The 14,279-nt window shown below is 40.9% G+C and carries 11 protein-coding genes; 6 read left to right on the forward strand and 5 right to left on the reverse strand.

Translation table 11 applies throughout. From position 1 onward, the window contains the following. Window positions 1–12: 12 nt before the first annotated feature. The 5 genes from mreC to ABDZ97_RS02030 are packed head-to-tail and all read left to right on the forward strand — an operon-like array spanning window position 13 to window position 5,250. The gene (mreC, locus tag ABDZ97_RS02010; RefSeq protein ID WP_343784561.1) at window positions 13–789 is read left to right on the forward strand and encodes a rod shape-determining protein MreC; all 777 of its coding nucleotides are present in this window, start codon (window positions 13–15) and stop codon (window positions 787–789) included. After that, a complete protein-coding gene (locus tag ABDZ97_RS02015) occupies window positions 790–1,308 on the forward strand; it encodes a hypothetical protein (RefSeq protein ID WP_343784562.1) in 519 nt (172 codons plus the stop codon). Beyond that, the gene (locus tag ABDZ97_RS02020) at window positions 1,305–3,152 is read left to right on the forward strand and encodes a penicillin-binding transpeptidase domain-containing protein (RefSeq protein WP_343784563.1); all 1,848 of its coding nucleotides are present in this window, start codon (window positions 1,305–1,307) and stop codon (window positions 3,150–3,152) included. The genes ABDZ97_RS02015 and ABDZ97_RS02020 overlap by 4 nt, the downstream gene beginning before the upstream one ends. Further along, on the forward strand, window positions 3,149–4,543 hold the full coding sequence (rodA, locus tag ABDZ97_RS02025) for a rod shape-determining protein RodA (RefSeq protein WP_343784565.1): 1,395 nt from the start codon (window positions 3,149–3,151) through the stop codon (window positions 4,541–4,543). The genes ABDZ97_RS02020 and rodA overlap by 4 nt, the downstream gene beginning before the upstream one ends. Window positions 4,544–4,545: 2 nt before the next feature. Further along, window positions 4,546–5,250 (forward strand): CPBP family intramembrane glutamic endopeptidase, encoded by a 705-nt coding sequence (locus ABDZ97_RS02030; protein WP_343784567.1) that lies wholly within the window; start codon window positions 4,546–4,548, stop codon window positions 5,248–5,250. Window positions 5,251–5,265: 15 nt separating this feature from the next. On the opposite strand, the gene ABDZ97_RS02035 is transcribed toward ABDZ97_RS02030, so the two are convergent. From ABDZ97_RS02035 to ABDZ97_RS02045, 3 genes are all read right to left on the reverse strand, one after another. Next, window positions 5,266–6,384: a DNA polymerase III subunit gene (locus ABDZ97_RS02035; protein ID WP_343784569.1), complete on the reverse strand. Its 1,119-nt coding sequence runs from the start codon at window positions 6,382–6,384 to the stop codon at window positions 5,266–5,268. A 95-nt stretch (window positions 6,385–6,479) separates the two neighbouring features. Beyond that, on the reverse strand, window positions 6,480–7,727 hold the full coding sequence (locus ABDZ97_RS02040; protein ID WP_343784571.1) for a hypothetical protein: 1,248 nt from the start codon (window positions 7,725–7,727) through the stop codon (window positions 6,480–6,482). Between the two features lie 85 nt (window positions 7,728–7,812). Further along, window positions 7,813–8,970, reverse strand: a complete 1,158-nt coding sequence (locus ABDZ97_RS02045) for a glycosyltransferase family 4 protein (RefSeq protein ID WP_343784573.1) — start codon at window positions 8,968–8,970, stop codon at window positions 7,813–7,815. Window positions 8,971–9,023: 53 nt separating this feature from the next. On the opposite strand from ABDZ97_RS02045, the gene ABDZ97_RS02050 reads away from it, so the two are divergent. Then, entirely contained in the window at window positions 9,024–10,217 is a 1,194-nt protein-coding gene (locus ABDZ97_RS02050) for an HU domain-containing protein (protein WP_343784576.1), read from the forward strand. On the opposite strand, the gene ABDZ97_RS02055 is transcribed toward ABDZ97_RS02050, so the two are convergent. Then, entirely contained in the window at window positions 10,194–13,640 is a 3,447-nt protein-coding gene (locus ABDZ97_RS02055) for a DEAD/DEAH box helicase (protein WP_343784578.1), read from the reverse strand. The genes ABDZ97_RS02050 and ABDZ97_RS02055 overlap by 24 nt on opposite strands. 24 nt (window positions 13,641–13,664) lie before the next feature. Then, entirely contained in the window at window positions 13,665–14,276 is a 612-nt protein-coding gene (locus ABDZ97_RS02060) for a polysaccharide deacetylase family protein (RefSeq protein ID WP_343784580.1), read from the reverse strand. Window positions 14,277–14,279: the final 3 nt, after the last annotated feature.

The following is a 14,279-nucleotide window of genomic DNA, read 5'->3' on the forward strand; positions in this document are numbered from 1 at the left end:
CAAATTTTCTTGGTGTTCGCAGTGTTACAATCCATTGCGTTGGCTATCCATTTCTCATATCAGAGTTATCCCAGAGCACGTTTTATGAGTACGGCAGGTGACGTTTCCGGAAAAATAATGGAAATCCGCCATTCGGTGACCAAGCACTTTAATCTGGACAAAGCAAACCTGAAACTTCAGGAAGAAAATATTGAATTAAGAAGGCAATTACCGGTAAGTTTTATTCCGCTTCAGTCGGGAATGGTGAAGATCAACGATACATTATATCGTCAGCAATTTGAATACCTTCCGGCTACTGTATTGAATTCCACGTATGATAAAAGAAACAATTTTCTTACAATAAATACGGGCGCATTTCAGGGGGTGGAAGAAGGTATGGGAGTGTTTAACGGAGAAGGGGCTGTTGGATATATCTTTAAAACGTCAGAACACTTTTCACTGGTTAAAACAATCCTCAGTGATAATGTTAATCTTGATGTCTTTTTGTCCAGTGGAGCATTCGGCTTACTGAAATGGGACGGAAAATCATCTTCGGAAGTCTATATTACTGGAATTGCTAATGATATTGAAGTCCGTGTAGGAGACGTTGTAAAAACCAGAGGAACAGGCGGAATATTTCCAAGAGGTATTGTTGTCGGGCATGTCTCGGAAATTAACACCGTGGAAGGAGATCCCCTGTGGGAAATTCACGTAAAACTTGCAGTTGATTTCAGAAGCATCAGTGATGCCTATGTCATCAAGAATTTACTAAAAGAAGAATTTGATAATCTCCAAATATCAAGGGAATAGATGAAGAATAATTTTGTCTTCCATAGTGTTTTATTTCTTACTCTGATTCTCAGTCAGATTCTGGTTTTTAATCAGCTGGAGATTGGTTTGGGGATCCACATTATGATCTATCCGATGTTTGTGTTGGCCTTGCCTTTTGATATGCGTCCAGCAACAGTAATGATTCTTGGATTTTTGACCGGAATTACAATCGATTGGTATACGAATAGCTTTGGGTTACACGCTTCTTCGGCTGTATTTTTGGCTTATCTCCGACCAAAATTGTTTAGCTTTCTTGAACCCAGAGAAGGGTATGACACGCTCAAAAGACCTCTCTTGAGAGACATGGGAAGAAACTGGTTTTTTACAATTTATGCTATTGGACTATTACTTCACCACCTGTGGTTTTTTACTTTTGAGATCTTTAAGTTCTCCGAAATATTTTTTATCTTACAAAAAGCACTGTTAAGCACTTTCGCTTCGTTATTGATGATTACAATGATTCAGATAATCTTTTTCAATAAGCAAAAGGAATTATGAATTTTGAAGGAAGAAAATATATTATTCTGGCTCTTTTTCTGGGAGTCGGTATTATTTATTCTTTCAAACTGTTTTACATGCAGGTGGTTGATGATACCTGGAAGCACAACGCAGAACAGATTTCGGAAAAGCGCAGAGAAGTTACCCCGCCGCGCGGAGTGGTCTATGACCGAAATGGTAAAAAGATCATTGCCAACCGACCGTATTACAATCTGAATTTTATTGAAAAAAACATCACGCACCTCGATACCCATGCTTTGGCAAAACTACTGGAAGTTGAAGACACCTTTATCCGATGGCGTTTTCAGGAGATAGTCAAACAGGAGGGTACATACAAGGGAAAATCAAACTATCGTAGGAACAGGGTTTACGCATTTGTCAGAGACCTCACCAAAGAAGAAATTGCCCGGATAGCTCCTGAGTTGTATAAATTCCCGGGATTCTTCGAAAGTCCGACATCCATGAGAGCTTATCCGTTTGCGAACGGGGCGAATATAGTCGGTTATCTGGCCGAAGTCAGCGAGAACGAAATACAGAAGGATGACTTTTACAGAAGGGGAGATCAAATTGGTAAAGCAGGGATCGAACGGTATTACGAAAAAGAACTGAGGGGAAAAAAGGGGGTGAAATATCTTTTACAAGATGCACAAAATAACGCAACCCAATCATACGAAGGTGGAAGGCTGGATACGATGGCGGTGCAGGGAGACAACCTTATTTTGGGTGTCGATATCGACCTGCAGGCATACGGTGAAAAGCTAATGACGAACAAACTGGGTTGTATTGTGGCTATTGAACCCGAAACCGGGGAGATTCTGGCATTGGTTTCTTCACCTTCTTACGATCCGAATTTATTGGTAGGAAAGCGAAATATCGCGGCAAACTATCCAAAATTAATCACGGATGAATTAAAACCGCTGTATCCAAGACCCTTACAGGCAGAGTACCCTCCCGGTTCTATTTTTAAACTGACGCAGGCGCTGATCGGAATGCAGGAAGGCGTAATAACAAAAAACTCATCATTCCCCTGTACGAAAAGCCTGGTCGGGTGTCACAACCATCCGACGGCACAGAACGTAGAACAGGCGGTTCAGTTTTCCTGTAATCCCTATTTTTATTATGCAACGAAGCGAATCATAGAGCAAGGAAAATCAAAAAGCGTTTTCAAGGATGCTGAGATCGGATTAAAAGTGTGGGAGGAATATCTGCATAGTTTCGGGTTGGGTCAGAAGTTGGAAACAGATATTCCGGGAGTTCGTGCAGGATTGATTCCCGGAGTTGATTTCTATAATAAATGGTACGGAGAACACCGGTGGGCTTTTTCCACCATACGTAGTAATTCAATTGGTCAGGGAGAAGTAAAGCTTACACCTTTGCAGATGGCAAATCTTGCTGTAATTATGGCAAACCGGGGATGGTATTATACGCCTCATTTTGTCCGTTCCATTGGTGAGGGAGGTCCGTTGGAAGCCTTTAGAAAGAAACACTATACAATGGTGGATTCTGTACATTATGCTCCTATAGTAGAAGGAATGCGTAAAGTTGTGGAAGAAGCCGGAGGTACGGCAAGACGTGCCCGAATTGAAGGGGTCACTGTTTGCGGAAAAACCGGGACAGCCCAAAACCCGCATGGAGAAGACCACTCGGTTTTCATTGCCTTTGCTCCGATGAATAATCCGAAAATTGCTATAGCTGTATTTACAGAAAATGCAGGATTCGGAGGAACATGGTCAGCTCCGATTGCGAGTCTGATGATTGAAAAATACCTGAAAGGAGCTATAACAGATGAGGCAAAAGAAAAACGGATTCTGGAAGCGGACTTATTACCAAAAAAGAAACAATGACCAGAAATTATTCATTGACAAAGGAAATGGATTGGACCTTGTTCGGATTATATCTGATCATGGTTGTTCTGGGAATCGGGAATATATATTCCGCCTCGTATAATGAAGAGGCTCCATTTTTGCTGGATTTTACCCAGAATTATGGAAAACAAACCATGTTTTTTGGTATTTCTCTCTTTTTAGGGTTTATTATTTTTCTGTTGGATTCAAACTTTATCCGTAAGTCAACCGGGATCATATATGGAGTTGTACTTGCCATGTTGATTATGGTACTGTTTACCACGCCGATTAACGGAGCAAGAAGTTGGTTCGGAGTAGGAGGGTTTGGTATTCAACCATCCGAATTTGCAAAAATCAGTACAGCGTTGGCTCTGAGTGCCTACGTCAGTAAAGTAAATATCAAATTGCAGGATAAGAAGTCCGTTTTGATTGCAAATCTGATTATGTTGCTGCCTATGGTGTTTATTGCCTTGCAGCCTGATGCCGGGACATTAGTTGTCTTTACATCATTTCTGTTTGTACTTTACCGCGAAGGAATTACCTATGATCCGCTGATTGTTTTCATTATTAATCAGTTTCCGGGGGTTCGAATCAAAAAGACAATTATCGGGAGTAACTTCATTCCGATTTTATTCGTGGTAATTTTCCTTTCCGTCACTACACTTCTGATCAATGAGAATGAAGTGATGATTCCTTTTACCTACATTCCTCTGAAAGGGGTAAATATCATACTATTCATATTTGCAGTTCTGACGATCTTATTCGTATTATTTGTACAGCGTTTTATAGCAAAGAGAGAGCGGTCTAAATTATTAGCTCTTGGTATTGTAAGTGCGGTACTTCTCAGTGTGTTGGTGTTTTTTGTGGATTTTGCGTTTGATAAACTAAAAGAACACCAGAAAGACAGGATAGAGTTAGTATTAGGACTGAAAGAAGATCCGCACGGAAAAGACTATAACCGTTTCCGGGCGATGTCTGCAGTAGGATCGGGAGGCTTTTCCGGAAAAGGGTACAAAGAAGCAACACTGGCATCTCCTCGTTCCAACCACGTTCCTGAACAGGAAACCGATTTTATATTTTGTACATTATCCGAAGAATGGGGGTTTTTAGGAAGTATTACCATTGTGACCATTTTTATGGCATTCCTCATTAAAACGATCATGATAGCAGAAAGACAGCGATCCGTATATAACCGGATTTATGCGTACAGTGTCGCCATGATCTTTTTCTTCCACTTTTCGATAAATATCGGGATGAATATCGGGTTGGTCCCGGTGATAGGAATTCCGCTGCCCTTCTTCAGTTATGGAGGATCATCATTGCTTTCCTTTTCAATAATGGTCTTCATCCTTCTGAAACTGGATAGTGAACGCAAAGAAATTCTCAGATAGATATGAAAGCTGTTTTTTCTTCTTTTCTGAAACTATTTGCCCTTCTTTTGATGGGCATAATACTGTCCTCCGTTGCACAAGCTTATCTTGTCAAAGGGAATTTGGAATCGGACATGCTGTCGGGGCATACCGCCGGATATTTCTTTTCTCTTTCGTTATTTCAGATATTTGCTTTTCTACTCCCTGCTGTTGTCTGGTTGAAATATATTGAACCATTCGAATTTATCCCGGAGACGAAAGGAAAAGTGCTTTCCTATATGTATGCCATTCTCTTTTTTGTTATCACGTATTTTCTGGCTAATGCCCTCAACGAGTGGATAACACATTGGAGTAAAGTGTATTTACCGGACTTATATCGTTCTACTTTGGGAGATACAGAGATGATAACGGATTTAATAAAAAATCCCCCTTCGATTTGGTATCCGTTGATAGTAGTCGGAATCATACCTGCCATTGCAGAGGAATTGTTTTTTCGGAAAGCTATTTTCGGGTTTTTGAAGCAAAAGTCAGGATCTTTTGTTCATGCTGCTTTGCTGAGCTCTTTATTGTTCGCAGGGGTACATTTTCAAGTATTACAACTTCTCCCTATTTTTCTTTTGGGTTTTGCTTTGGCGTTTGCCTATAATGCTACAGGATCTATTATAGTACCCATGTTTTTACATGCGATAAATAATAGTATTCAGGTACTGATTCTGTATTACGCGTAATAAGAAGAAGGTACATCAGGCAAAGTGAATATAGCGCATCACCTTAAAGCATAAATCGGTAAAAAGAATTTTAGCATTGGCATTTCTTTCAAGATGATAATGCGCATCGCTGAACTCTTTCATAAACTCCTGAATATTGTTTCCGGTAATGAAACGGGAGAAATTTTTTAGGAAATCGGCTTCTTCTTCGCTAACCCGTGTCATTTGGTCTCCGACATAATTGTTCAGAATACTTTGCCGAAACATGTGTAATGCATAGCGAAGAAAATTCTTCTGATCTTCTTTTGTAACGGAGGCCATTTTTTCTGCCCACTGAATCATTGCAATGACATCCTTTTTATAACACACCCGCATACATTGTACAAACAATTCCCGATTGATATCTTTTTGCTGGTGTTCTCCGGAAAGTTCAAGTGCTTCTACCCAATCTCCATTAGCCAAAGCCGCCTGGCTGGCAGCCGCTTGTTCATTCAGGTTAAACCGCGTCTTAAGTTCGTTTTTTATGAGATCATCCGGAATTCGGTTCAGCTTTACGAGCTGTGTTCGGGAAAGTATCGTGGGCAGAATGGAGTCCGCATTTTCAACCAACAGGATGAAAAGTGTTTTTTCTGGGGGCTCTTCCAGTATTTTTAACAACTTATTGGAACAGGTTGTGTTCATTTCCTCAGCCATCCAGATCATCATGATCTTATAACCACCCTCAAATGATTTCAGGCTTAGTTTCTTGATGATCTCCTGACTTTCATCTGTTCCGATTACCGGTTTTCTTCCTTTTTCATCAATAGTTAATGTCCACTGATTTAAATTGAAATAAGGATTTTCCTTGATTTTCTGACGCCAGTTTCCCAGAAAAAGATCTGATTTACTGCCGAGTGTAAGAACCGTAGGAAAAGAAAAGTGAAGATCAGGGTGTTGAAGCTGACTTACCTTTTGACAAGAGGGGCAGGTACCGCAACTATCTGTTTCTGTTCGGTTAGAACAGAGAATATACTGTGCAAAAGCCAGCGCTATAGGGAGACCTCCGAATCCGGGATTTCCAAGCAAAAGTTGAGCGTGACTAATCCGGTTACGGCTCACTTCTTCAACGAGGTGCTTTTTGACCCCTTCCTGACCTATGACATCTTTAAATTGCACGAGGTAAATTTAGTTATTATTAAGTAAAAGGATTTGATTTAAACTAAAAAACCCCGGGTTTTGTCCGGGGTTTCTGAAAGTCACTTTATCAGAAATTATTTCTTGTATTTCTTTTTCAGTTTCTTGATTTTTTCGTCTACTTTAGCTTGCTTTTCATCTAGTTTTGTATGAGAAGCATTGATCTTTTCCTGCTCTGCTTTTGCTTTTTCGGCATCAATCTTACCTTTTGCTATTTTCTTATCAAGCTTTTCCTGATCTTTTTTCAAGCCATCGCGGTTACTCTTAATTTTGTCTTGTTCGTTTTTCAGCTTTTCGGCACTTTTTTGATAAGCTTCTTCAGCTTTTAGTTGCTTTTCAGCTTCTTTGGCGGCTTTTTCGGCTTCTTTAGCGGCTTTCTCAGCTTCTTTTTTCGCTTTTTCGTCCTCTTTCGCTTTTTTCTCAGCTTCTTTCTTTGCCTGTTCAGCCTCTTTTTTCTGCTCCTCGGCTTCTTTTTGTTTTGCTTCAGCTTCTTTTTTCGCTTTATCTGCCTGCTCTTTCGCTTCCTTTTCAGCTTTTTTAGCGTCTTTTTCAGCCTGAGCTTTTGCTTTTTCAGCTGCTTCTTCTGCTTTAGCGGTAGCTTGCTCTTCTTCCAGTTTCTTTAACTGTTCTTCGCGTTGCTTCTGAGCTTGTTCACGTGCAGCGGCATCCTGTTGAGCTTGTTGCGATGCATCTTCCAGTGTTTTTCCGGATTCAGCTGCAATTCGGGCTGCTTCCGCTTTTTTCTCTTCGGCAGTTTTAGCCGCTTCAGCAGCACGTTTTTCAGCTTCTAAGCGCTCCGTTTCGGCTTGCTTGGCACGTTCTTGTGCAGATTCAGCCTGTGCAGCTGTTTTTTCTACATCCGATTGAGTTTTTTCTGTCTTTTCTTCAATTTTAGTGACTTTTTCAGCTCCTTTTGCTTCGATCCCCGAAACATTAGAAGTTACTTCAGTAGTAATTGTTCCGCTTCCTTTAACAAGGGCAATATCATACTGACGTCCGTTTTTTAGATAAACTCCGGATAAAATATGAGTTTGGTATCCGTCCATCTTCACTTCAATATTCACCGGAGAATTATGATAATCTGTAATGGAAAGACCGGCAATTCCTTTACTGTCAGAAGTTGCCTGGCTCACAGATTGTCCTTTCTCAATGATTGAAACAGTAGCTCCTTCTAAAGGAGAAGTACCGAAAAGTACTTTTACACTTACTTTAATAGCACCGTGTTTAAGTTCACTGATTTCAATTTTTGTACCCTGAGAAGCGTTTGATAAAAAAGGAGTCCCGACTAACAGTAAAGTAGCGACAAGTATAGATTTCATTTTCATAGTTACGATTTTTTGTCTAAAATAACATAATTTTCAAATCAGAGCAATCAGACACTGCGTTAAATTGTTGTAAAATCGGGATGTTTTACGAAAACAGACTAATGAATCGAGGTGTAATTGCCAGTACGGAAAAATGATTTTTGACCCTTAGTTTTCCGGCATTACCCAGTTGAACCCGGATAGCATAATCGCGAATGAGTTGTTCCAGACAGTCACTCCATTCTTCGGGAGTGGAGGCAAGGAACCCTGTAACGCCATGTTGGATAATTGTCGTATTAACTCCCACAGGAGAGGCAACAGCGGCAATTCCTAACGCCATATATTGAAGAGCTTTGAAACCACATTTCCCTTCTGCCCAGATATCAGGTTGAAGGGGCATGACTCCGATGTGCAACTCCGCAAGATCCTTTATCTCGGATGCTTTATTCCATTTGATAAATTCCAGGCTCTCTAAATTGTAGTGTGGCGGTTGGTTGGAGATGATCCGAAACCGAAAGTCATATTTTTTCTCAAGATTCTGCAGAATAGGAATCAATTCATCCAGATAACGCATGGTCGTATGTGTACCGGTCCATCCGATAATTAATGGTTGATGATCGTGGTTTGCAGATTGATTGTGATGACCTTCCGTGTCAATTGTCGTGGGAATAATCTCGACGTGTTTTGTATATCGGGAAGCAAAGTCTGCCAAATACTGATTGCCTGCAGAGACTTTATACGACCATTTTATGATGTACTTTACTTTCCAGTAGGCCTTCAATCGGTGAAAAAGTGCATTGGTATCACTATAATTCGGCAACCAGATGGCATCATCAAAATCATAAATAATACGTTTTCGCAAGAGCTTAGCGATGATCCATTCAAATACGGGAGGACCGAGGTGCGCAGCTTCCCGATGAATAAATACAAAGTCAGCTTTTCTTAACTGGAATAACAAGAGCCATCTTCTGCAAAAGGCCCGGATCATACCCGAAGCTTTGTGGATTACTTTTCCTTTGGCGTACAGGTTTTGCCATGCTTTTTCATCTAAGAAAGGATGGTAGTGTACATCGAAACCGTTTTGTTCCAGTGAAGCGAGGTACTGCTCAAATCGAAATCGTTGCGAGGGAGCTTCCGATTTGGGATAAGGAGCAAGTATGTACACCGTTTGGTTCATGAATTTGCTATTCAGTGGGCGAAGGTACAACAAGTTGCGAATTTCTCGCAGAAAAAGCGTAACAAATCCTGTGTTCGTGCGTATCATAGAGGCACAACTGAAATTTGAAAGAGATTTCGTAAAATTTGTATATTTGTAATATGATACCATCTCAATACGTCAGCGAATTATTACTCAGACACAACTGTTTGATTATACCGGGTTTCGGTGGTTTTGTTGCACGTTATGCTCCCGCAAAAATTGATTGGAATCGTGGCGTGATAGCTCCTCCGTCCAAAGAGTTACTTTTTAATAGTCACCTGATTCAGAGTGATGGGTTGTTTGCAAATTATCTGGCAAATGTCCGTAACATCTCTTTCGAAGAGGCTGAACAACTATTGAAAGAACTGGCTTCGGATTGGAAAGGTCAGTTGAGTGAAGGGAAGCGTATTGAGATCGAAAAGGTCGGTATTCTCTACAAGGAAACTTCCGGTGTAATAGCGTTTGAACAAGATCGCTTTTTTAACTTACTGTTAAGTTCTTTCGGACTAAAAGAAGTAACGTTTATTTCGGAAAAAGAAGAGAAAGTTACAGAACAACCGGTTTTGAAAAAGGTTGATCTGCAGGAAGCGATTGAAGCCCCGGAAAAGGTTGTGGCGGAAGAGCCGAAAGAGCTAAATGTTATACCGATCGGAACCTCTATCCGGAAAGGGAATCCTGTACAGGAAGTACCATCGGACGATGAAAAAATTATTCCGATTAACACGAAGAAGACGAAGAGTGGTTTCGGATGGAAATATCTTGCTGCTGCAGCAATGGTTCCTTTTGGGTTCTTCGCTTATTGGATTCCGATGAAAACAGATGTTCTGGAAAGCGGAAAAATAGCTTTGGCTGATTTTAACCCATTCAGAACGGTTCCCGAGTCTGTCTATTCTGCTGAAAAATTGTCGGATACAGGTGTGGCAGAAGAATTGCACTACGACTGGGAAGAATTGACAAAAGATTTACCTCGGGAAATAGAAGTGTTTAATTACCGTTTCAACGAGAATCTGTATATACCTGTTCGGCTGATTGCAGACGAGAAAACAGCCTCAACTGGACAAACAGAAACCGTTGTTGTGTCTCCTCAATATTCAGGGAATTATCACCTGATTGCTGGTTGTTTCAGTTCTCAGGAGAATGCAGAAAATCTTGTGACGGACCTAAAGAACAAAGGATATGCTGCACGTATTCTGGATGTAAACAAAGGATTACACAGGGTTACCATAGCTTCTTTTGAGAATCAGTCAGCAGCAGCAACTGAAATGAATACATTTTCTTCTCAGGGAATTTCAACCTGGGTTTTGAAGAAGTAATCCGTCTTTTCTGAAAACAACATTTATTTTCCAGTTCCGTTCGGATACTACCCGAAAAAGCGTCATCATTTTTTGTAGGGCTTGTTCGGATAAATAAGGGTCAAAGAAGGTTATTTCTCTTTTTTCGTTATCTATGGAACTTTCTAATCCAAATAAAGTGCGTGAAGCCGAGCCAAAATTGGTCGCTTCCGTTTCCAGCATTCTCAGATAAACTTTCAATAATTCTACACCACGATTGTCAGAAGGAGGGAAATCAGTGTGATGTATAGAATGGAAAATATGTATTCCTTTTCGGGCACGGGTAAATAGGACATTTATCCGCTTTTCGCCCCCGCTTTGATTGAGGGGACCAAATCGAAGCGCAAACTTCCCGTCAGCATCATATCCATAACCGATACTGACAACCAGAATGTCACATTCATCCCCCTGAATATTTTCCAGAGTAGACAGAAAGATACTTCCTTCATCTACTTTTTGGTTGAGAACCGGAGAAGCGTGTTGGGTGATTTCGTGTCGGATAAGATCCAGCTGTGCTTCCGAAAAAGCAACAATTCCCAGTTGGTCGTTGGGTGCAAAATCAGGAAGTAGCTCATTGAGCCATGCGACAAGTTCTTTCGCTTCCTGAACATTACTCCTGTTTTCGAAAAGAGCATCTTTCACAAAATGTCCATGTATCCCTGAATACGAAGGCAGTTGACTTCCCGGAAGGATTTTCAATTTGCCTCCGTAAAAGTAATGGTTGCTGAAAGAAATCAGGTTTTCATGCAGGCTTCTGTAGTGTCCGAGGAGCATGTGCGCATTAAAATGAAATAGCCCTCTGTTCAGAATATCTTCCCGCTCACGCGTACCACTTGTAAAGTAGACAGAAGGAGGCATTTGCATGGGATCGCCAACAAGACAGACTTTGGCAGATCGGTAAAGTGCCGGAATTGCGTGTTCCGTAGGAATCTGACTGGCCTCATCCATTACGAGAAAATCGAAAATTCCTTTTCTGTTGGGTACAATTTTAGACAGGCTCAACGGATTGATCAACAAAATAGGTTTCAATAAATGAATCCAGTGTCGGGCCGGAGAATCGAGAAGTTCCCGTATCCCCGTATGTTGACGGATTTTATTAAATTCTTTGACCAGAATGGATCGCCCTTTGCGTAGTTCAGTTTTCAACTGTTTTTGTTCCTGACTGAGCTGGGCGGCGGGTGTGGAAAGAAGCAAGTGATAATCCGAAAATTTTTGTGAAATGCGGTAAGCGAACTCCTGTGCGGAGAGTTGACAAAAGGTGTCTTCTTCCCGAATTAATTGTTTCAGATCTTCCTGAAATTCTTCTCCTGAGTAATGATACAGCTCGGGATGGAATTTTGCAAAGTTCTCTACCTGTCCGAGTGTTACTAATTCGTGTAAAACTGAAAAATCATGCACGCCCGGTAACTCATAAAAAAAGACTTCATCTGTTTTCAGCAGGTTTTCTATGGATTTGCGGTGAGCGGATAAAAAATCAACTTCTTCTTCAATGCGACGAATTATTTCATTTAGAGAAAGGGATGCTGATACATGAATGTTTAATGTAATAAACCGATGAATCTGCGTAATTTCCCTGGAGTGTCGGACTAACTGTTGGAGTAATTTTTCAGAACTACTTCGTAAAGTCTTGACCAAGTGTGTATCCAGTTCATTGTATTGCCGGATCAATGATTCGAACAAAGGAATTTCTGTTTCCGGATAATGTACCCCATATTTAATGAGTTGCGCAGCTATTTTGCTCTGTTCTTTCTGTTTTTGGAGAATGTCTTTTTTCAGAGAAAGCGCCTGTAAGGCAAGTTTTCTTGAAAAGACTACCGGTGCATAATCTGCAATAAATCGTGCCTTCCATCTGCGATAGGATAGTGACCAGTTCTTTTTCTCTGTAAAAACTCTCAGTGCTTCTTCCAGTTCGGTATCGCTCCAGTTCTTTTTCCATTTTTGTTGCTCGTAGGGAGCTGTGTTTTCCAGCTCACGGGTCACCTTGAGGTACTTTCCGGATAGTTTCCGAAAACGTTTCTGATCAGTTGATTCGTGTTCAAAGAGTGCTTTGTTGCGAGAAAAAAGTTCATGACTCAATACCTGCGCGTGAATTGTTTTTCGATAAAGCACAGCCCATTCGGAAAGCGGATAATTTTCTGAAACTTCCTCTATTTCCTGAGAAAGAAAAGTTATTGTCTTCCGGATAATGGTGAGATCGGTTTTTAGAGACCCGAGAGAATCATCACGGAAGAAGACAGAAGGTTTAAGACAGAAGCAGCTGCAGTTTGAAAAGGATGTTCCATACTGCAATGCATATTGTGTAGCTAAATAATCAAGTGTAGGATGTAGTTTTTCCCAGGTATCTTTTTTCGGAACCGAATGAAACAGAGGGGAAAGGTTGTTTGGAATAGAACCGATAACCGGAAGACCCTGTAATCGGCTTAGTTTGTTTTGCAGAATTTCTTTTTTAGCCGGGTAGGAAGCAATTTGTGGTTGCTTAACAGGTGTGTTTTCAACAAATAACCATGTTTCCTTCAGGGATTGTATAAAGTCTGACTTTTCTTTCTCTGTATGAAAAACAGAGGCGCAAAATCTGTCTAGTCCAATAGATTCAAAACGGGTTTTGATCACTTCCAGTGCTGCCAGTTTTTCAGAAGCGAGAACCGTTCTTTTCCCGGAAAGAGCATGCTGAAAAAGTGTATTAACGATCAGTTGGCTCTTTCCTGAACCCGGAGGACCAATAATTACCAGATTTTCTCCATCCTGTATTTTGGTAATGGCTTCCTGTTGATAGGTGTCGAGCGGAAAAACACACGCTTTTTCAGGAAGTGAATTTGTTGGTTCATTTCTTCTTTCCCCGTTAAAAAAAGTACCGATCAGTGAGTCTTCTGAATGTTGGTCCAGAAGGTAATCATCCATGTCTTTTAAAAGGGAAAAACGATGGTAATGAAAATTGCCCAACAGAAAACAGGGTTGCAAATTCCAGTCGGTAACCTCGGGGAGTGATTCCGAGTCTTGTATCTCAATACCGAAAAGTTCTTTTAATTTTCCTGAGAGAAAGGGATTGATAAACGTTTCTTCCTGTATACTGAGCCGGATTTCATTTTTGATTTTGTCTGTAGAATAAAGAACTTCCTGAAGCCGGAAAGGACTCCGGAAATTTTTCTTTCCATCATTCCACTCGAGTATATGGGTGACAAGTGAAAGGCTGTTTACACCCGAGTTCTGTCGGTAGCGCTCTGCTTCTGCTGCTATCTTTTTCCAGACAGGGGTTATGGGAATCCGGATTTCATTTTGTTCGACAGAGTTTCCTTCCAGTTCCAGAAAACCTTTTCCCGATTCAGGGAGGTGAATGAGCACATCATTTCCCGAAGAACGGAGGAGTTCCTCTTTCCAGGCGATAATTTGCTCTTTCCAGCTATTCATTCTGATCGTGTCGTTTGATCAAAATTACTGAATTCGTTTGAATTGGATTCCTTTTTCCTGTCCCCATTTCAAAAGCAAAGGAAGTATGATTTTGAGTTGTTTTTCGGCTTTTACGTTGTCGTGTAACACAAGGATGTCGCCTTGTTGGTAGGATCGTATATAACGATTAAAGACATCATGCATATCAACATTCGGATCAAAATCATAAGTCAGGAAAGACCACATAATTGTGCGAAAATCCGCGCCTATTTTTTTTTGTTGGGATCGTTTTATTTTTCCGTAAGGTGGTCGGAACAACGATGAAGAGATATGTTGTGAAGCTTGATTGACATTTTCCAGATAGTCGTGAAAAGATGTCTTCCAGCCGTTTACATGATGCATAGTGTGATTTCCGACGGAATGCCCCTGCCTGAGAATTTCGGAATACCGTTCGGGATAGTTAATCACATTATTTCCCACACAAAAAAAAGTAGCTTGTGCGTCATGTTCCTGTAATGTATCAAGAATCCAGCTGGTCAGCTTTTCGGTTGGCCCGTCATCAAAAGTAAGATAAACAACAGACTCGTTACAAGGTAAACTCCACGTTTGCCCGGGGTAAACCCGACGGAACAAACGTGGAGTCCGGTAGAATTTCATTAT

The sequence above is a fragment of the Wandonia haliotis genome (assembly GCF_039523435.1).
Classification (GTDB): domain Bacteria; phylum Bacteroidota; class Bacteroidia; order Flavobacteriales_D; family Crocinitomicaceae; genus Wandonia; species Wandonia haliotis.

Coding starts and splice junctions, on each gene's coding strand:
- ABDZ97_RS02015 (WP_343784562.1), top strand. CDS start 790: ATGAAGAATAATTTTGTCTTCCATAGTGTTTTATTTCTTACTCTGATT.
- ABDZ97_RS02020 (WP_343784563.1), top strand. CDS start 1,305: ATGAATTTTGAAGGAAGAAAATATATTATTCTGGCTCTTTTTCTGGGA.
- rodA (WP_343784565.1), top strand. CDS start 3,149: ATGACCAGAAATTATTCATTGACAAAGGAAATGGATTGGACCTTGTTC.
- ABDZ97_RS02030 (WP_343784567.1), top strand. CDS start 4,546: ATGAAAGCTGTTTTTTCTTCTTTTCTGAAACTATTTGCCCTTCTTTTG.
- ABDZ97_RS02040 (WP_343784571.1), bottom strand. CDS start 7,727: ATGAAAATGAAATCTATACTTGTCGCTACTTTACTGTTAGTCGGGACT.
- ABDZ97_RS02045 (WP_343784573.1), bottom strand. CDS start 8,970: ATGATACGCACGAACACAGGATTTGTTACGCTTTTTCTGCGAGAAATT.
- ABDZ97_RS02050 (WP_343784576.1), top strand. CDS start 9,024: ATGATACCATCTCAATACGTCAGCGAATTATTACTCAGACACAACTGT.
- ABDZ97_RS02055 (WP_343784578.1), bottom strand. CDS start 13,640: ATGAATAGCTGGAAAGAGCAAATTATCGCCTGGAAAGAGGAACTCCTC.
- ABDZ97_RS02060 (WP_343784580.1), bottom strand. CDS start 14,276: ATGAAATTCTACCGGACTCCACGTTTGTTCCGTCGGGTTTACCCCGGG.